This window comes from Streptomyces sp. NPDC001492, assembly GCF_053597275.1.
On sequence record NZ_JBSFHW010000023.1, the window covers coordinates 64,581 to 79,409 of the forward strand.

Annotated in this window: 27 protein-coding genes and 1 pseudogene; 22 read left to right on the top strand and 6 right to left on the bottom strand. The window is 69.1% G+C overall.

Features of this window, described 5'->3' with window-relative positions:
• Positions 1 to 17: 17 nt before the first annotated feature.
• Positions 18 to 503, bottom strand: a complete 486-nt coding sequence (locus ACWC1K_RS27550; protein ID WP_450835136.1) for a nuclear transport factor 2 family protein — start codon at positions 501 to 503, stop codon at positions 18 to 20.
• 155 nt (positions 504 to 658) lie between these two features.
• On the opposite strand from ACWC1K_RS27550, the gene ACWC1K_RS27555 reads away from it, so the two are divergent.
• Positions 659 to 1,639 carry an LLM class flavin-dependent oxidoreductase gene (locus ACWC1K_RS27555; protein WP_450835138.1) on the top strand — a complete coding sequence of 327 codons (981 nt, stop codon included), beginning with the start codon at positions 659 to 661 and terminating at the stop codon, positions 1,637 to 1,639.
• A 24-nt stretch (positions 1,640 to 1,663) separates the two neighbouring features.
• Here ACWC1K_RS27555 and ACWC1K_RS27560 read toward each other — a convergent pair whose 3' ends face one another.
• The 4 genes and pseudogenes from ACWC1K_RS27560 to ACWC1K_RS27575 all read right to left on the bottom strand — a co-directional run bounded on the left by ACWC1K_RS27560 (position 1,664) and on the right by ACWC1K_RS27575 (position 4,405).
• Positions 1,664 to 1,843, bottom strand: coding sequence for a hypothetical protein (locus tag ACWC1K_RS27560; protein ID WP_099927297.1), 180 nt, complete (start codon positions 1,841 to 1,843; stop codon positions 1,664 to 1,666).
• A gap of 160 nt (positions 1,844 to 2,003) precedes the next feature.
• Positions 2,004 to 2,135 (bottom strand): annotated as a pseudogene (locus tag ACWC1K_RS27565) (undecaprenyl-diphosphatase); the annotation flags it as partial.
• Between the two features lie 5 nt (positions 2,136 to 2,140).
• On the bottom strand, positions 2,141 to 3,535 hold the full coding sequence (locus ACWC1K_RS27570) for an integrase (RefSeq protein ID WP_450835140.1): 1,395 nt from the start codon (positions 3,533 to 3,535) through the stop codon (positions 2,141 to 2,143).
• 426 nt (positions 3,536 to 3,961) lie between these two features.
• Positions 3,962 to 4,405, bottom strand: coding sequence for a hypothetical protein (locus tag ACWC1K_RS27575; RefSeq protein ID WP_450835142.1), 444 nt, complete (start codon positions 4,403 to 4,405; stop codon positions 3,962 to 3,964).
• A 176-nt stretch (positions 4,406 to 4,581) separates the two neighbouring features.
• Here ACWC1K_RS27575 and ACWC1K_RS27580 point away from each other — a divergent pair, with 176 nt between their 5' ends.
• The 21 genes from ACWC1K_RS27580 (at position 4,582) to ACWC1K_RS27680 (ending at position 14,511) form a co-directional block, all read left to right on the top strand.
• Positions 4,582 to 4,824, top strand: a complete 243-nt coding sequence (locus ACWC1K_RS27580; RefSeq protein ID WP_450835144.1) for a helix-turn-helix domain-containing protein — start codon at positions 4,582 to 4,584, stop codon at positions 4,822 to 4,824.
• 2 nt (positions 4,825 to 4,826) lie between these two features.
• A complete protein-coding gene (locus ACWC1K_RS27585) occupies positions 4,827 to 5,111 on the top strand; it encodes a hypothetical protein (RefSeq protein ID WP_450835146.1) in 285 nt (94 codons plus the stop codon).
• Between the two features lie 255 nt (positions 5,112 to 5,366).
• Positions 5,367 to 5,615 (top strand): hypothetical protein, encoded by a 249-nt coding sequence (locus ACWC1K_RS27590; RefSeq protein ID WP_450835148.1) that lies wholly within the window; start codon positions 5,367 to 5,369, stop codon positions 5,613 to 5,615.
• Positions 5,612 to 6,205, top strand: a complete 594-nt coding sequence (locus ACWC1K_RS27595) for a hypothetical protein (protein WP_450835150.1) — start codon at positions 5,612 to 5,614, stop codon at positions 6,203 to 6,205. Before ACWC1K_RS27590 ends, ACWC1K_RS27595 begins: the two co-directional genes overlap by 4 nt.
• On the top strand, positions 6,202 to 6,567 hold the full coding sequence (locus ACWC1K_RS27600; RefSeq protein WP_450835152.1) for a hypothetical protein: 366 nt from the start codon (positions 6,202 to 6,204) through the stop codon (positions 6,565 to 6,567). The genes ACWC1K_RS27595 and ACWC1K_RS27600 overlap by 4 nt, the downstream gene beginning before the upstream one ends.
• A complete protein-coding gene (locus ACWC1K_RS27605; protein WP_450835154.1) occupies positions 6,564 to 6,797 on the top strand; it encodes a hypothetical protein in 234 nt (77 codons plus the stop codon). The genes ACWC1K_RS27600 and ACWC1K_RS27605 overlap by 4 nt, the downstream gene beginning before the upstream one ends.
• On the top strand, positions 6,794 to 7,111 hold the full coding sequence (locus ACWC1K_RS27610; protein ID WP_450835156.1) for a hypothetical protein: 318 nt from the start codon (positions 6,794 to 6,796) through the stop codon (positions 7,109 to 7,111). Before ACWC1K_RS27605 ends, ACWC1K_RS27610 begins: the two co-directional genes overlap by 4 nt.
• Positions 7,111 to 7,311 (top strand): hypothetical protein, encoded by a 201-nt coding sequence (locus ACWC1K_RS27615; RefSeq protein WP_450835158.1) that lies wholly within the window; start codon positions 7,111 to 7,113, stop codon positions 7,309 to 7,311. Before ACWC1K_RS27610 ends, ACWC1K_RS27615 begins: the two co-directional genes overlap by 1 nt.
• Positions 7,311 to 7,610 carry a hypothetical protein gene (locus ACWC1K_RS27620; RefSeq protein ID WP_450835160.1) on the top strand — a complete coding sequence of 100 codons (300 nt, stop codon included), beginning with the start codon at positions 7,311 to 7,313 and terminating at the stop codon, positions 7,608 to 7,610. Before ACWC1K_RS27615 ends, ACWC1K_RS27620 begins: the two co-directional genes overlap by 1 nt.
• Positions 7,607 to 7,828 carry a hypothetical protein gene (locus tag ACWC1K_RS27625; RefSeq protein WP_450835162.1) on the top strand — a complete coding sequence of 74 codons (222 nt, stop codon included), beginning with the start codon at positions 7,607 to 7,609 and terminating at the stop codon, positions 7,826 to 7,828. Before ACWC1K_RS27620 ends, ACWC1K_RS27625 begins: the two co-directional genes overlap by 4 nt.
• Positions 7,821 to 8,075 carry a hypothetical protein gene (locus ACWC1K_RS27630; protein ID WP_450835164.1) on the top strand — a complete coding sequence of 85 codons (255 nt, stop codon included), beginning with the start codon at positions 7,821 to 7,823 and terminating at the stop codon, positions 8,073 to 8,075. The genes ACWC1K_RS27625 and ACWC1K_RS27630 overlap by 8 nt, the downstream gene beginning before the upstream one ends.
• Positions 8,072 to 8,527: a hypothetical protein gene (locus ACWC1K_RS27635; RefSeq protein WP_450835166.1), complete on the top strand. Its 456-nt coding sequence runs from the start codon at positions 8,072 to 8,074 to the stop codon at positions 8,525 to 8,527. The genes ACWC1K_RS27630 and ACWC1K_RS27635 overlap by 4 nt, the downstream gene beginning before the upstream one ends.
• A gap of 175 nt (positions 8,528 to 8,702) precedes the next feature.
• Positions 8,703 to 9,392: a 3'-5' exonuclease gene (locus ACWC1K_RS27640; protein ID WP_450835168.1), complete on the top strand. Its 690-nt coding sequence runs from the start codon at positions 8,703 to 8,705 to the stop codon at positions 9,390 to 9,392.
• The gene (locus tag ACWC1K_RS27645) at positions 9,389 to 10,231 is read left to right on the top strand and encodes a PD-(D/E)XK nuclease-like domain-containing protein (RefSeq protein ID WP_450835170.1); all 843 of its coding nucleotides are present in this window, start codon (positions 9,389 to 9,391) and stop codon (positions 10,229 to 10,231) included. Before ACWC1K_RS27640 ends, ACWC1K_RS27645 begins: the two co-directional genes overlap by 4 nt.
• Positions 10,232 to 10,241: 10 nt before the next feature.
• Positions 10,242 to 11,030, top strand: coding sequence for an ATP-binding protein (locus tag ACWC1K_RS27650; RefSeq protein WP_450835172.1), 789 nt, complete (start codon positions 10,242 to 10,244; stop codon positions 11,028 to 11,030).
• Between the two features lie 68 nt (positions 11,031 to 11,098).
• Positions 11,099 to 11,860 carry a hypothetical protein gene (locus ACWC1K_RS27655; protein WP_450835176.1) on the top strand — a complete coding sequence of 254 codons (762 nt, stop codon included), beginning with the start codon at positions 11,099 to 11,101 and terminating at the stop codon, positions 11,858 to 11,860.
• A complete protein-coding gene (locus ACWC1K_RS27660; protein ID WP_450835178.1) occupies positions 11,857 to 12,243 on the top strand; it encodes a hypothetical protein in 387 nt (128 codons plus the stop codon). The genes ACWC1K_RS27655 and ACWC1K_RS27660 overlap by 4 nt, the downstream gene beginning before the upstream one ends.
• Complete coding sequence (locus ACWC1K_RS27665) at positions 12,243 to 12,995, top strand: DNA-methyltransferase (protein WP_450835384.1); 753 nt, start codon at positions 12,243 to 12,245, stop codon at positions 12,993 to 12,995. The genes ACWC1K_RS27660 and ACWC1K_RS27665 overlap by 1 nt, the downstream gene beginning before the upstream one ends.
• A gap of 100 nt (positions 12,996 to 13,095) precedes the next feature.
• Complete coding sequence (locus tag ACWC1K_RS27670; RefSeq protein WP_450835180.1) at positions 13,096 to 13,320, top strand: hypothetical protein; 225 nt, start codon at positions 13,096 to 13,098, stop codon at positions 13,318 to 13,320.
• Positions 13,317 to 14,168 carry a hypothetical protein gene (locus tag ACWC1K_RS27675; RefSeq protein WP_450835182.1) on the top strand — a complete coding sequence of 284 codons (852 nt, stop codon included), beginning with the start codon at positions 13,317 to 13,319 and terminating at the stop codon, positions 14,166 to 14,168. Before ACWC1K_RS27670 ends, ACWC1K_RS27675 begins: the two co-directional genes overlap by 4 nt.
• 28 nt (positions 14,169 to 14,196) lie before the next feature.
• Positions 14,197 to 14,511 (top strand): hypothetical protein, encoded by a 315-nt coding sequence (locus ACWC1K_RS27680; RefSeq protein WP_450835183.1) that lies wholly within the window; start codon positions 14,197 to 14,199, stop codon positions 14,509 to 14,511.
• Between the two features lie 77 nt (positions 14,512 to 14,588).
• Here the strand turns inward: ACWC1K_RS27680 and ACWC1K_RS27685 are convergent, their stop codons facing one another.
• On the bottom strand, positions 14,589 to 14,771 hold the full coding sequence (locus tag ACWC1K_RS27685; protein WP_450835185.1) for a hypothetical protein: 183 nt from the start codon (positions 14,769 to 14,771) through the stop codon (positions 14,589 to 14,591).
• Positions 14,772 to 14,829: the final 58 nt, after the last annotated feature.

Sequence of the window (14,829 nt, forward strand, 5' to 3'; positions counted from 1 at the left end):
GGACAGAGGGCCCCGGATCACTCGGCAGCGGGCGCCACACGCGGCTCGGGAAGGCGCCGCCACTTCTCCTCCACGACGACCTCGCGCAGCCGCCAGCCGTCGGACGTCCGCAGCAACCCGAAGGCGTACCGGCCGCCGCACACGAAGTCGGGCGCGGCCGTTCCTCCTCCGTCCGCCGTGAACCGCATCGGATTGACATAGTCGGCGCGCACGCGCGCGGTGTCGCCGATGTCCTGCTCCAGCATCCCGAACCGCACCCGCCGGTTGACGATCAGATGCTGCCGCATCGGGAACAGCAGCATGCTCTCGGCAAGCCAGGCGGCTACCTGCCCGGCACCTCCCTCGATGCCGCCGGCCGAGCGGTAGTCCGCGCGCCCGTCGGGTGTGAACAGCCCCCGGTACGCCTTCCAGTCACCGTCGTCCACGGCCGCCGCGTAGTCGGTGACCACTTCGTCGACGGCCAGCCGGTCCATCACGGTCGCGAGCTCCACGCGCTGCGTCATCGGCCAAGTGTTGGGCATGGGACGTGCCGGGCCAAGGGGGAGTGCGGCGAAGACACAAGTTCGTTGTCAACGCCTCCCGCCAACTTCCTCGCCTGCGCCCGCCGTTCGCCGTCCGGCGCGTCCGGATGCCGATCCGCGATTCCTATACTGACCGAATGATCACCATTCCGATCGGCGCGCTCGAAGTGGCGATGGTCCAGTCCGGCGCCCGGGCCGCGGACACGTTACGGGACACCGCCGAGTTCGCCCGGCGCATCGAAGACCTCGGCTACCTGCGGCTCTGGTACGCCGAGCACCACCACTCCCCGGCCATCGGGGCGTTCCCGCCCGTTGTGCTGACCGCGCACGCGGCCGCGCTGACCTCGTCCATACGCCTCGGTTCCGGGGGCGTACTGGCCCCGAACCACGCCCCGATCATGCTGGCGGAACAGTTCGGCACGCTGGCCGCGCTGCACTCCGGCCGGATCGACCTGGGCATCGGCCGTGGTCCGGGCACGTTCGACGAGCCGACGGCGCGGGCCCTGCGGCGCGGGGCCGGGCCGGCGACGGACGAGGAGTACCGCGACGACGTGGCGGCGACCCTGCGTCTCCTGCTGGACGAGGTGGCGCTCGGCCCGCTCCCGGAGCCGTGGCTGCTTGCGTCGAGTACGGCCGGTGCGGCGCTCGCCGCGGAACTCGGACTGCCGATCGCCTTCGCCCACCACATCCGCCCGGACAACACCCTCGCCGCACTCGATCACTACCGGGCGCATTTCTCGCCGTCCCGCTGGTGCGAGCGCCCCCGCGTGCTGGTCTGCGTGGAAACGGTGTGCGCCGAGACGCAAGCGGAGGCGGCCCGGCTGGCGGGCCCGATGGATGTGGTCAAGGCCGGTCTGCTCAAGGGGCGGGGAGACATCCCCTTCCCCACTCCCGAAGAGGCGGCCGCCCACTCGTTCACCGCGGAGGAGGAGCGGGCCCTGACGGGCTTTCGTGCCCAACAGGCGCACGGCTCACCGGAGATCGTCGCGAAGCAGTTGACGGACCTGGTGGAGGTGACCCGCGCGGACGAACTCATACTGGTCACGCCGGTCTACGCGTTGGCCGCGCGCCTGCGTTCGTACGAACTCGTCAGGCAGCTCGCCGCCCCGGCCGTGTGAGGCGCGAAGGAGGACGGCTCCCGGTCAGGCCGCCTCGATGACGTCGCTCTGGATCGCCGCCGCCCACTCGACCACCAACAGCTCGTACTCCGCGCGCTCCTGGGCCGACAGGGAGCCGCCCGCGCGCATCCACAGCGCACGGATCTGCTCGTTGACCTCGGCGGCGGAGCGCACGGAACCAGGGGTTGAGGAATGGGGGGACATGCGCCCAAGCCTAGGGGCAAGCACTGACACTGCGCTACCGGGCGGCTACCCATGCCGTATGTCTTTGGTCACGGATTTTCGCGCCGCCGCCCGGAGCTGCAACTTCCGTATGGCGGCCGAGCGTTGAGGTCCGCCCCCCGCCGCAGCGCACAGGCCCTGGTCAGCCCGCCGACTCCGCAGCGTGCGGGCTCAGGACGCCCGCCGTGACCAGGGCGATGATGACGATGCCCAGCGCGATGCGGTACCAGACGAAGGGCATGAAGCTCTTGGTCGAGATGAACTTCATGAACCAGTACATCAGTCAGCACCCCTGGCCGCTCTGACCTGCCGGTTCCACCACTCGGCCAGGCCATCTGGGAGAGAACTGGGAGAACTTATTGCCGTCTCCCACACCGCCTCCCGCACGAAGCACGCGAAGCGCTCCTGCAACGAATCCATCATCCGCCGCTCCATCGCCGTTGTCACGTTCGCGTACAAGCCCTCCACGCCCGCGACTTCATGGCCCATGCGAGTCTCCACCGCAATCCTGGAGTGCTCGCCGCCCGCCTCGTCAATCCACTCCTTGTGGCCGTGCCTGAGGAGGTAGAGCCGTTTGCCGGCGTAGGCGGTCGCCGGGATCTCCGGCACGGGCCGACGCGAGGTGACCGTCTGCTGCTGGCCCAGTCGCGTGCGCTCGAACTCCTGCGAGGCGGGACGCCCATCGGCGATCGGCCGCCAATAGTGGTAGGTGAAGTTGGCGTTGGCCAGCAGACCGCCACTGATGGCCCGGAACACGTACTCGCCGTCGTGGCTCTTCAGGAGCAGCTCCAGAAGCTCGGCCAGGAAGCCCGGCACGACGAGGCTGCGTCTGCTCTCGTACTTGGGCGGGAACGCCTTCAGTGCGCCCTTCTCCCGCTGGTGCTGCCACTGCACGCGGACCGCGGGCATCAGCTCGGGCCCGTACCGCTCAAGGTCTTCGGTGTGCCGCTCGGCGCGGTCCTCTTCGTCCGGGTCGTCAAGCGGGTCGGAGGCCGGCCAGAAGGGGTGGCTGTAGACGCGGCGCAGCGCGTACAGCTCGGCCGGCCGCATGCCGGTGGCCGACATCGTCCACACGAACACGAAGCCGTCTAGGCCCCAGAAGTCGAGCGCGTTGCACGCCAACTGGTGGACGTCCTCGATGCGCATCTCCCGCTTGCGCTCACGTGGCTTCTTCTTGTATCGGCCGCGGCGCTGCTTCTTCCCCTTCGGCACGGGGGAGGACTTCCTGAGCTCGTCGTCCACAGCATCATCCATGAGCATGGAGAAGACGGTGAGGATCTCTTCCCCGTACTTGTCGCCCACGTTGGGCAGCGCCTTCAGCTGCTTCTTCCAGGCCCGGTAGGTCGACGGCTGCACGTCTGCGATCGCGGTCTCGCCCCAGCGCGGCAGGATGTGCAGCCGCAGCATGGACCGGATGGCCTTCTCCCTCAGGTGCCCGACATCGAGGGTGTCGACCCAGGTTGCGGCGTACTCGCCGATGGTGATGGCGCCGTCGCGGCGGGAGATGTAGGCGTCGTTGCGGATCTCGGCTTCGCGGTCGAGTCCATAGTTCTTGGCGACCACCTCGTCGGTGAAGCCGCCCTTCTGGTCATAGATCCACTTGCCGCGCTCGTCTTTCTTGCGTGTGTTCCACACGACTCGGCAGGTGTTTCCGCGCCACTCGACGTAGGCCATGTTGTTTTCCCCTGGGTGCCGTTGCGGGCGGGCCGGCTGGCACCCCTGCCGCCGGCCCCTCCGCCGCGACTGCGCTGCTATTCCGGGTGCCGGCCGATGATGCAGGCCCGGCAGGCGGCGCAGTCGCCTCCTTGACGCGTGATCAGGTCTCGCACGGCGCGTCTGGCTTCTACGTCGTGTTCAACCCGAGGCGTCGCAACACACACGATTCTCCCATCTACCAGACCTCGGAAGCCGTTGAAGTCTGGCCCCAGATCGATGGCGAGCAGTTCGTGCATGGGCTCCCCCTTTCGGGTGAGAGGGAACCTCCCAAGTACTCGTAGATGCTGCCACGTTGACGCAGTGTTGTGACCGGTTTCGTCCTGAGTGACAGGGGGTGAAGCTATAACGAAACCGTAAAGTCAAATGGTTGTACGCCTGAAGTGATCAATCTCGATCATTTTCGGAGATTCTCCCTCGCTTGATGAGCTCCTCCACTACCCGCTGCTTCAACTCACGGATCTCGGCTGCCGTCAGGGTGTCACTGACGGAGACGGCCGCGTCCTGTACGGCGGCGGCGATGTCGTCGGCGAGGTCGGTGCTGCGGACGGGGGAGAAGACGGCACCGGCCGGGCCAGGCTCGATCAGGGTCGGGCCTGCCGCTCCTCGCAGGATCTCCAGACAGCTGCTCTTTGCCCAGCCGATGACAGGTTCGATCTTCCCGTAGGTCACGGGTCGCACCGACTTGCCCTCTTCCACCTTTGAGTAGGTGTTGATCTGGATTTGGGCAGCGCGGGCGACATCGATCTTGTTCATCCCGAGGCTGGAGCGTCGCTGGATGACAAGCGTGGCGAGTCGCTGAAGTGCACTTTCGTCAAAGGGGGGTGCCATGACGCACATCATCGCAGGAGCTCTCAGGAACAGCTAGGAACACCCCTGTTTCTGTCCGGAACCTTAACCCTCGGACCCATTCGGGCTCTGGTCTAGCAACCAAGATCTTGCGTGTTTCTGCATGTTACCGCTAAGTATCGGTAGCGGAGACTCGTAGAAACGCGTAGATTCTGTGCATGGCAAGAACCCCAGCCACCTACCTGGTGCACGGGCCCTCGCTCCGCAAGCAGCGCAAGAGCCTGGGCCTCTCAGTCCGAGAAGCCGCCGACCGAGCTGGCATATCCCGCAGCTACCTCCAGCGGCTGGAAACCGGCACCCGGGAGCGGATGGGACCCCCGCGCTACATCCGGCTCCGCACAGCCCTCAGCGCAACAGACGAACAGCTCTCACCCCCAGAAGAGCTCACAGAAGAGAGGTGAACATGTCGGCCCCCAACACCCCCACGACCGTCGACATCGGCGCACTGATGCGCCGCGACGGATACCGAGACCCCAAGGAAGCCGCCCGCGAGATGGGCTGCGGCTACCGCTGGCTCCTCGATGGCCTGAACCAGCACGGCTTCCCCCACACCCGCATGGGCCGCTCGAAGTGGCTCAGCGAGGACAACATGCGCGAGATCCGCAAGCTCTGCGAAGTCCCCGCCGACCGCACCAAGATCGCCCGCCTGCGCCGCTCCATGACCCGGCCGGCCCGCGCCGCCGCCTAGCGGCGAAAGCCCCAACCGCCGTCGCGAGCGGCAGCCGGGGCCCTGCGACCCGAAGGTCGCGCGATCCACCCACACCATCCATGAACAGAAGGGCAGACCAATGCCATCATCCCAGACCGTCAACTCCAGCTCGTCGAGCACCTGCGGCGAGGACCTTGGTCCCGGCTACGAGTGCCAGCGTGTCTCTGCGCACTCTGGCGACTGCGAGCCGTTCCCTTGCCCCGAGGACAACGACGGCACCCAGGGCGGTGCCTCGTGATCGCCTTGAATCTCCCCGCGGTCCCGGTCCCGGACGCGGTGGCCGTGCAGGTCGGCTCCCAGATTCCCGCCCGTGTCCTGGAGGCGGAGAAGCGCGCCGAGAACGCGGCGTACTGCTTCCGCCTGTCGCGTGGCCCGCGCTACGAGGAGGCCCGGCAGTGGGCGCTGGCGGAGATCGCCGCCGCGAACAAGGTGCTCGGCGCCTGGAACCCGCGGCTCGTCGCCCGGATCGGCGGTGCGCGATGAGCGAGTCGTTCGCGTCGATGGATGACCGAGGCGTCCCGGAGATCTCCGTTGAGGAGGAGGCGGCGCTCACCAACCGCCTGTCGCCGGAGCGCGAAGCCGAGATCACCGCCCGTGCCGAGGCCGCAACTGACGGTCCGTGGGAGGAGTACCCGAAGTACGGCAAGCACTTCTACGCCTACCTCCAGGGCTCGTACCTGCGTGGTGTCGGAACCCTGAACTTCGGTGACGGGGAGGACGCCGGGGCGGACCGGGCTCTCACCCTCAACGCTCGCGAGGACATCCGCGCTCTCCTCGCCGAGCTGTCCGCGGTCCGCGCCGAACGCGACGAGGCGCGGGAGGCGCTCGCCTTCCTGGAGAGGGCCACGCTCCCGGAGCTGCGTCGCACGGTCCAGCACCACATCGACGGCAAGCAGCGGTGGCGGGAGCGGGCCGAGAGCGCCGAGGCGCGAATCTCCGCTGTCCTCGACATCTGCGACCGCGAGCAGCGGAACGCGATGCGCTGGGAGAACCCCATCCCGGTCCCCGACTGGGTCGCCCCGGTGCAGCGTGCCGCGCTCGGCGACGACAAGCAGGCGGAGGCGGTGTCATGACCGTCGACCTGTTCCGCCTGGACGTGCCGCGGGCCGTCGTGGAGGCGGCCACGCTTCGCCGCCTCGCTGACCTGATGGACGAGGACGACGCCCGCACAGGCAACGTCGGCATCCCCGTCTCCTACGGGCACTACCTCGCGTCCGTGGCCGTCTCCGGAACCGCCGAGGAGTGGAATGCCGAATGGCTTCGGCTCCTTCGGGCGCAGGGGATGCAGGCCGCGAACGCCTGGGCGGACGAGCAGGAGCAGCGGACGAAGGCCCTGATCCAGCTGGTGTACCCGGGTGGTGCCACCGCGCACGCCAAGACGGCGGCAGAGGTTCGCGCGCTGGCGGACGCAATGGCCCGGGCCGGTGAGCGATGACCATCGACCTTTCTGCCCTGGACATCCAGCTCGCCGTCGTCGAGGCGGACGCCTTCCTCCGCCAGGCCGCCGCACACGCCACCGACGAGTCGGACCGGCTGGCCTTCTACCTGGACGCCCGCATGGTCCACCACCCCGAACTCCTCGCCACCAACGACTCGTACCCCGGCTTCGCCGAGTGGGTGGCCGCCCGCGAAGCCAGCAACCGCAACGCCAAGGAGGCGCTGTGACCACCATCGCTGACCTGTCCGGCTCGATGGCGCTGATGCGCCTCCTGGCCTCCGACCACCCGAACCTGCCCGCCCCGCACCTGGGCGTGTCGCCGCACTACCCCAACCGCCTCACCCTGTCCGTTCACGGCGACCTCGCTGGCTTCGAAGCCTGGCGCGAGGCCCTGGGGATCTCCCCGGAGGCGGTCCGCCACAACACACAGTCCGGCGGCACCACCATGGTCCTCACCGCCGCCGCGACCGTCGCCGACGCCCACGTCGAACTCATCGGCTACGCCCCCAACCTGGCCCTCGTCACCGCGGCGGTGGCGTGATGGCGACCGCAATCGAACCCCGCCCACTCGCCGACCTGGAGATGGACTCCGTCCTCGCCGTCGAGGCCCTGTGGGGGCGCCGTGCGCACGGCATGAAGCCGCAGACGATCCCGGAGTACCTGGACGCCGTCGACCGCGTGCACGCCCAGTACGCGATGCGCCGCGAGTGGCTGCGACGCCACGGACAGGTGGTGGCCTGATGTTCGCCCTGTCCGTGACCCGCTCCCGGATCGCCGGCGTCCTCGCCGACGCGGCAGCCGTGGTCGAAGCCGAAGGCTGGGACCCGCTCCGCCAACCCATCATCCGCGCCATCGACCAGGCCGCAGGCTTCGTCCCCGGCAAAGGCGCCCCCGACGCCGAAGACGCCACCCTCCAAGCCTTCGACGCCCTCTCCGCCCACCTCGCGTGCCCGGCCGGCGAGTGGGAGCGGGGCGCCGGTCTCACGCAGGCCGCCGTCATCAAGGCACTGCGGGAGGCCGCTCGGACGGTGACGTGGTGACCGCCCCGGCCCCGTACCTGTCGCCGACCGCGGGCCTGTTCAACCACCTCGTCCGGCTGCTGAACGCCCGCCTGACGGCACGCATCACCGAACTGCGGCTGCTGATCGCCATCGAAACCGAAACCGCCCACGCACTCCGCACCGCCCGCGACTTCGCCGACAGCGAGGCCGCCGGATACATCGACCGCAGCTTTCTGGAGGAGGCCCACCATGCCTGAGACCGCCGCTGAGATCGGCCAGTACCGCCCCGCCCACCGTGTCCGTGAGGGCTGGCAGATCCGCTTCATCACTAACGGCGAGACCGACAGCACCGAGTGGCTGACCGTCACCGGCATCCTCCGCGTCTACGCGCCGGTCAACTTCGTCCGGTTCACCTTCAACGACGAGAGTGCGTCGAGCGTCGCCCACGACACCGACGTGTTCTGCCGCACTGCCGCCGAGGTGCGCAAGGCGGAGGCGTCGTGACCCTCAACGACCTCATCCCCTCCTCCTTCCGCGGCCCCGGTAGCCGACGTGCCGTCGACAAGGTCACCGAGCTGCGCGAGGAGAACCGCAAGCTCCTCACCCGGCAGATGGCCGCCGACGACTTCTTCGCGATCCTCCTGCACGACGTCACCACCACCAACGCCGCCTGGGAGCAGGAGAAGCAGCTGCGCGGGGAGGCCGAAGAAGCTGCGGCGCAGATGCGGATGGAACGCGACGAGTGGATGGCGGAAGCCCTGCGGCTGCGCGCCAGGTTCGGCGCCCAAATCGCCGCCGAAGCCAACGCCACCGCGGTCACCGTGCCGCCCATGGTCCGCGACACCACGGCGATCGAAGACCAGGCCACCGGCCCGATCAACGTGACCGCCCTCTGGGAAGCCCGCGACGCCGGACTCCTCGGACCCGTGCTCGACCCCGGCCGCATCACCCAGTAGCCCGCCGCTTCGGCGGTGCACCCTCCCGCCGAAGCGGCGCCCAACACCACCCATAGACGGCCGCGTAGAGCCTGCCTTCCCCCAAGCGGGATCCGCGGCCAGCCGAGGCCGCCAGCCCCGCACACCCCCCGTCGGGGCTGGCGGCCAAGGCACCACCTACCCGAAAGCAGGAAACATGAGCACCAACAGCCCCACAACACTCCTCGTGTTCGGCGACACGGAGACCACCGGTCTCGACCCGTTCATGCACGACGCGTGGGAGTTCGCGCTGATCGTGCGCCGCGACGGCCACGACACCGAGCACGTCTTCCGCATCCGGCCCGACCTCGGCAACGCCGACCCGAAGGCACTGGAGATCAACCGCTACCACGAGCGGACCACCGCCGACGGCTGGACGTGGGACGACCCGCACACCGCCGCGACCCGCATGTACTCGCTGCTGAACGGCGCCGTCCTCATCGGCTCCAACCCCAGCTTCGACGCCGACATGATCCGCAACTTGTTCGCCCGCTACTACGACGACGCCAAGCCCTGGCACTACCGGCCCATCGACATCGCCACCCTCGCCGCCGGCTATCTGTACGGGCAGGCCGAAAGGGTCACGCACGCGACGTGCGACGCCGCCCCCTACGGCAAGGTCCGTACCCGGCTGGGCTTCCCGTGGAAGTCGTACAGCGCCTCCGAGGCGGTCGGCGTTCCCCGCCCTGCCGCCGACGTCGCGCACACGGCACTCGGCGACGCCCGCTGGGCGCGCGACCTGTACGACGCCATCACTGTTCCCGACGCCTTCTACACGGCCAGCGACGACCAGCTCGGCGAGATGGCGGGCCAGGCCCTGTCGCGCATGCGCGGAGACGCCGCATGACCGCCGCGGTGGAGGTGGAGGCGCCGGCCGAGGTCGAGCCGGGCCTGTACGACATCGACGCCGAGACCTACCACCAGGATCCGATACCCGGCGGCAGCCTCTCCTCCACAGGCGCCCGCAAGCTCGTCAAGGACTGCCCCGCCAAGTTCAAGTACTGGTCGGAGCACCCCGAGCCGCCGAAGAAGGAGTTCGAGCTCGGCACCGCCGCGCACACCCTCCTCCTCGGCAACGGCCCAGAACTGGTCGTCGTCGACGCGGAGAAGTGGACCACCAACGCCGTCAAGGCTGATGTCGCCGCGATCCGCGCCGAAGGCAAGACCCCGCTCAAGCCGTCCGAGCTGAGGCAAGTCAAAGCCATGGTCGCCGCGGTCCGACTCGACCCGGAAGCCTCCAACCTCCTGGAGCCCGACTCCGGAGTCGCCGAACAGTCCGCCTTCTGGGAGGACAACGGCGTCTGGCGGCGCGCCCGCTTCGACTGGCTGCGCCACGACGGCCAAATCGTCGACTACAAGACCGCCCGCTCCTGCCGCCGCGAAGACCTTGAGAAGGCCTTCAACGAACACGGCTACATGCAGCAACAGGAGTGGTACCTCGACGCCGGCATGGCCCTCGACCTGATCGACCCGGAGAAGCCGTTCCAGTTCGTGCTGCAGGAGAAGGAACCGCCCTACCTGGTCGTCGTCACGACCTGCGACCCGATGGCCCGCAGCATCGGCCGCCACCTCAACGAGGTCGCCCTCAACACCTACGCCATCTGCCGCCAGAACGACGAATGGCCCGGCTACCTGCCCAACCCGATGACCGCGCTGCCCTCGTGGGTCGAGCGCCAGTACGCCTAGGAGAGATCGAATGTCCCAGCTTCCGCCTCCCGTCCGCACCGGGCGCCCTGCCGCCGAACAGAACGGCAGCAACAGCCAGTTCGCGTTCCGCCCCGCCAGCAAGGCCGGCCGTAAGGCCCGCCTGTCCATCCAGGGCATGTCCGGCTCCGGCAAGACCTGGACCGGCCTCGGCATCGCCTACGGCCTGTCCGAGGGCCGCAAGTTCGCCGTCATCGACACCGAGAAGGGCGCCGCAAGCCTGTACGCCGGGATCGGTGGCATCCAGTTCGACACGCTCGCCATGGACCGCTACGACCCCCGCGACCTCGCCCGAGCCCTCGACGCCGCTGCGGAGGCCGGCTACCCGACCGTGTTCGTCGACAGCCTCTCGCACTTCTGGAAGGGCACCGACGGAACCCTCGACCAGGTCGAGAAGGCCAAGGCGAAGTACGGCGGCAACAAGTTCGCCGGCTGGAAAGACGGCACCCCCATGCAGAACGACATGGTCGCCGCGATCCTCGCCTACCCCGGCCACGTCGTCGCCTCGATGCGCTCCTACACCGAGTGGGTGCTGGAGAACGGCAAGCCGCAGCGGGTCGGAACCCGGCCCGAGCAGCGCAAGGGCATCGAGTACGAGTTCGACGTCGCCGTCTCCATGGACATCGACAACACCCTCGAAGTCCTCAAGTCCCGCTGCCCCGCCCTGACCCGCCAGGTCATCAAGCGCCCGCAGGGAGCACGCGACATCGCCGGACCGCTCCTCGCCTGGCTGGCCGCCGAGCCGCAGGCCGACGCCAACAACGAGCTCGACCCGCAGTAGCCCGCACACGCGAAGGCCGGCCGCGGGCAGCGCGGCCGGCCGTTCACCCGACAAGGAGAGCACACCTAATGAAGCGTTGGTACCCACGCCAGCACTACAAGCGGGGCGGCACCCACCCACCTGTCACCACCGTCAACCGGATCGGCGAGCACTCATCCGCAATGCGCCGCCAGGAGCAGCGCGTCCACGACAAGCAGATCCTGGCGAACTACGTGCAGCTCAAGCCCGGCGTACTCGTCATCTGGGACCGGCAGCCGCACCGCATCGTCGAACTCGCCGAGCGCCCGCTCGACCTGTGGGGCGAGAAGCACGAGATGCGGTACGCGACCGCCCTCGAACACTGGGAGATCGGCGGCAAGCGCGGCGAGCGGCCCGAGAAGGCCACCTGGAGCGGACGCCCTTACGTGTTCGTCCTCCAGCCCGACGGCAAGCCCCACGAGAAGCCCGTCCACCTCATCGGCCCGGCCAACCACTCCTGGGACGTCCTGCCCGAGCACTACATGATCTGCGCCGCCTGCGGCGAACTCCCGCCCTGCCGCCACGAGCAGGCTGAACAGGAAGCCGACCGGCAGGCCGCAATCGCCGACGTCCTCATGGACATCCCGCCCGGCCACTGCCTCGGCTGCGGCGAGCACATCACCAGCCGTCAGAAGGCCGCCCGCTTCCCTGGCCCGAACCTGTGGCGCCCCGACCTCCCCGAAAACTCTGCGGTCTTCCACGCCCGGCAGGAGTGCTCTGGCGAAGCCGACCGCTACCGCCGCCAGTGGGAAGCCCGCGGCAACAACGACCCCCAGCCCAGCCTCTTCGCCGACGAGGAGTCCGCCTCATGATCCGCACGCAGCTTGTCGGCTGGGCCCGCATCGCCGAGATCCTCGGCGCCCTCGGCCCCGTCTCCGACTGGACCACAGCTGTCCTCGACCAGGCCGTGCTCCACCTCGCCGACACCGGGGCCCCGTTCGGCTCCAACGACCTGCGCCTCCTCGTCCCCGAGCAGGAATGCCGCAGCGCCGCCCGGTACTTCGCCGAGCTCACCGGCCACGACGCCCTGCACCCCGACGAGCCGCAGCTGCTGCGGAAAGTCGGCGAAGAAGTCTCGATCAACGAGAAGGCCCGCGGAAAGCGCGTCAACACCTACCTCCTCACCCGCGCCGGACGGAAGTTCATCGAGGACCGGCAGGCCGCCCGCATCGAGCAGCGGAAGGCGGCTGCGTGATGGAGGCCTTCTACGAGGACGACACCGTTCAGCTGTACCTCGGCGACATGCGGGAGATCCTGCCCGCGCTCGGCGTCACCGCTGACCTGATCGTCGCCGACCCGCCCTACGAGTCCACGAGCCTCGCGTGGGACCGCTGGCCCGACGCCTGGCCCACCCTCGCCGCGACCGCGGCCAGCAGCATGTGGTGCTTCGGCTCCATGCGCATGCTCATCGAGCGTGCCGCAGACTTCAGCGACTGGAAGATGTCCCAGGACATCGTCTGGGAGAAAAGCAACGGCTCCGGCTTCGCCCGTGACCGCTTCCGCCGCGTCCACGAACACGTCACTCACTGGTACCGCGGACCCTGGTCCAGCATCCACGCCGACACTCCACGCACCGCCTACAGCGGACCCGACAAGTCGGCGCGCGGCCGAGACTCCCGCACCCCCCACACCGGGAAGATCGGCGCTCACGTCTACGTCGACAACGGCACCCGCCTGGCCCGCTCCGTCATACGAACCGGGGCCGTCCGCTACCAGCGCCGCCACCCCACCGAGAAGCCCGTCGAACTCCTCGACCTGCTGATCCGTTACGGCTGCCCCGAAGGCGGCCTCGTCGTTGACCCGTTCTTCGGATCCGGCAGCACCCTGGACGCCGCCAGGCGGGCCGGGCGAAAGGCCATCGGCGTCGAGCGGCACGAGCCCTACGCCGAAGCCGCAGCCCGACGCCTCGACTCCGCGCGGCTCACTCTCGGCGGAGGCGCCGCATGAGCGCCCCCGCCGCTGTCTTCCTCGCCTGCCTGGGTCTCACCGTCGGCGTCGCCGCCGTCGTGTACGCGCTCATCGTCCGCCGCGCATCCGGGAGGCGGACGTGAACCCCGACCTGTACGGCGCCTGGCTCACCGCCGGGGACAACCTGCAGCCCGTCGGCGCGTGGCTGGCCGGGAACTGGGGGTGGCTCGTGCCCGCCGTGGCCGCCGCCGCATTCGCCGCCTGGTCCATCCGACGGTCGCTCCGACAGGCCAGCAAGAAGGTCGACCAGATCCTCGCCGACGAACTGCCGGCAACCGCCCAGACCCGGAAGGAGAAGCCGTGACCACCGCCGTCCGCGAAGCCCCCCACCACAACACCCTCACCTGCTACACCAACTACGGCTGCCGCCTCCCCGAATGCGTCGAGCGCAAGAACGCGTGGGCCCGCGAGCGCGCCAACGCCCTCCGCGCCGGAACCTGGCAGCCCCTCGAAGACGCCGCACCCGTCCGCGAACACGTACAGCGCCTTATCGCCGCCGGCCTCACCCCGTGGCGCATCGCCGACCTCGTCGGAACCGACCGCGAAAACATCACCGACCTCATCCAGGGCCGGGGCACCCGCCGCGGCCTGCGCCACCGCACCTCCGCCGAATTCGCCGCGAAAGTCCTCGCCATCAAACCGGCCGCCGCATCCCCGTCCCGTGTCGACGCCACCGGCGCCCACCGGCGCATCCAAGCCCTCGTGGCCCACGGCTGGCCCCTCCTCCACATCGGCCGGCAACTCGACATGAACCGGCAGCGGGCCGAACAGATCCTCCGCACCGAACGCATCTACGCCTTCACCCGCGACCGCATCACCGCCGGCTACCCGCGCCTCGCCGAACTCCGGCCCGAACGCAACGGTGTCCCCCGGCACAAAGCCCGCCAAGCCCGCGAATGGGCCAAGACCAACCGGTGGGCGCCACCCAAGTACTGGGCCGACCGCATGGACGACATCGACGACCCGCACTTCGAGCCGCTCTACGGCGTCGGCCGCGGCGAACTCCTCGCCTCCGACGCCCGCGAGCTCTTCGCCTACGGCGTGACCGTCGAACAGGCCGCCGCCCGACTCGGCGTCACCAAGCAGCACCTGCAGCAGGAACTCGTCCGGCACCCAGCGCCGGCCGCCACCGAGACAGCGCTCGCCGCCTAGGCCCCAACTACCGAAAGGACCACCCGACATGGGCTTCTTCCATTCCGCCTACTTCGCATACGGCATCGAGATCCCCGACACCGACGAAGACACCCTCGACCGCGGCATCCCCGGCGGCACCGAAGTCGGACACCTCTTCGCCGGCAGCTACGACCGCGACAAGACCTTCCTCGTCACCAAGTGCACCGAGACCCGCCTCGGCGGCTACAAGGCCGTCGACCCGCAGGCCACCAGCAGCGACGAGTACCAGATGTGGAACGCCCAACTGGCCGCCGCAGCCGAGGCGTTGGGCGTGACTCCGAAGGGCGAGCCGGCCTGGCTCGTCATCCCCGACGTGAGCTGACCAGCGCCTAGGGCGCACGAGAAGGGCCCCGCCAAGCGGGGCCCAGGGAGACGGAAGGGAGTGGGGACGTGGAGCAGCTAGGACTTCGGCGAATCGGGCCGCTTCGGCAGAACGGACTTGGGCCGACGCAGGTACCAGGAGACGAACTCGCGGATGAGCCGCGACCTCTCCCGCTCACCCACGAGCGCGCCGAGCTCGTCCCAGTCCTCTTTGGGGATTCGGACGGGGCGCGCTCGGGTGTGGGTCTCCTTCTCTGCCATAGCCCGAGCGTAGCGCGTGTATGCACACGAACGCCAGATAGAACGTTGCCGTGTACGT

Excerpts from the sequence above, each read along its gene's own strand:
- ACWC1K_RS27655 (WP_450835176.1), top strand. The coding sequence starts at position 11,099 with ATGAAGCGTTGGTACCCACGCCAGCACTACAAGCGGGGCGGCACCCAC.
- ACWC1K_RS27575 (WP_450835142.1), bottom strand. The coding sequence starts at position 4,405 with ATGGCACCCCCCTTTGACGAAAGTGCACTTCAGCGACTCGCCACGCTT.
- ACWC1K_RS27595 (WP_450835150.1), top strand. The coding sequence starts at position 5,612 with ATGAGCGAGTCGTTCGCGTCGATGGATGACCGAGGCGTCCCGGAGATC.
- ACWC1K_RS27680 (WP_450835183.1), top strand. The coding sequence starts at position 14,197 with ATGGGCTTCTTCCATTCCGCCTACTTCGCATACGGCATCGAGATCCCC.
- ACWC1K_RS27665 (WP_450835384.1), top strand. The coding sequence starts at position 12,243 with ATGGAGGCCTTCTACGAGGACGACACCGTTCAGCTGTACCTCGGCGAC.
- ACWC1K_RS27685 (WP_450835185.1), bottom strand. The coding sequence starts at position 14,771 with ATGGCAGAGAAGGAGACCCACACCCGAGCGCGCCCCGTCCGAATCCCC.
- ACWC1K_RS27650 (WP_450835172.1), top strand. The coding sequence starts at position 10,242 with ATGTCCCAGCTTCCGCCTCCCGTCCGCACCGGGCGCCCTGCCGCCGAA.
- ACWC1K_RS27630 (WP_450835164.1), top strand. The coding sequence starts at position 7,821 with ATGCCTGAGACCGCCGCTGAGATCGGCCAGTACCGCCCCGCCCACCGT.
- ACWC1K_RS27615 (WP_450835158.1), top strand. The coding sequence starts at position 7,111 with ATGGCGACCGCAATCGAACCCCGCCCACTCGCCGACCTGGAGATGGAC.
- ACWC1K_RS27605 (WP_450835154.1), top strand. The coding sequence starts at position 6,564 with ATGACCATCGACCTTTCTGCCCTGGACATCCAGCTCGCCGTCGTCGAG.
- ACWC1K_RS27580 (WP_450835144.1), top strand. The coding sequence starts at position 4,582 with ATGGCAAGAACCCCAGCCACCTACCTGGTGCACGGGCCCTCGCTCCGC.
- ACWC1K_RS27600 (WP_450835152.1), top strand. The coding sequence starts at position 6,202 with ATGACCGTCGACCTGTTCCGCCTGGACGTGCCGCGGGCCGTCGTGGAG.
- ACWC1K_RS27550 (WP_450835136.1), bottom strand. The coding sequence starts at position 503 with ATGACGCAGCGCGTGGAGCTCGCGACCGTGATGGACCGGCTGGCCGTC.
- ACWC1K_RS27620 (WP_450835160.1), top strand. The coding sequence starts at position 7,311 with ATGTTCGCCCTGTCCGTGACCCGCTCCCGGATCGCCGGCGTCCTCGCC.
- ACWC1K_RS27570 (WP_450835140.1), bottom strand. The coding sequence starts at position 3,535 with ATGGCCTACGTCGAGTGGCGCGGAAACACCTGCCGAGTCGTGTGGAAC.
- ACWC1K_RS27645 (WP_450835170.1), top strand. The coding sequence starts at position 9,389 with ATGACCGCCGCGGTGGAGGTGGAGGCGCCGGCCGAGGTCGAGCCGGGC.
- ACWC1K_RS27640 (WP_450835168.1), top strand. The coding sequence starts at position 8,703 with ATGAGCACCAACAGCCCCACAACACTCCTCGTGTTCGGCGACACGGAG.
- ACWC1K_RS27660 (WP_450835178.1), top strand. The coding sequence starts at position 11,857 with ATGATCCGCACGCAGCTTGTCGGCTGGGCCCGCATCGCCGAGATCCTC.
- ACWC1K_RS27555 (WP_450835138.1), top strand. The coding sequence starts at position 659 with ATGATCACCATTCCGATCGGCGCGCTCGAAGTGGCGATGGTCCAGTCC.
- ACWC1K_RS27585 (WP_450835146.1), top strand. The coding sequence starts at position 4,827 with ATGTCGGCCCCCAACACCCCCACGACCGTCGACATCGGCGCACTGATG.
- ACWC1K_RS27560 (WP_099927297.1), bottom strand. The coding sequence starts at position 1,843 with ATGTCCCCCCATTCCTCAACCCCTGGTTCCGTGCGCTCCGCCGCCGAG.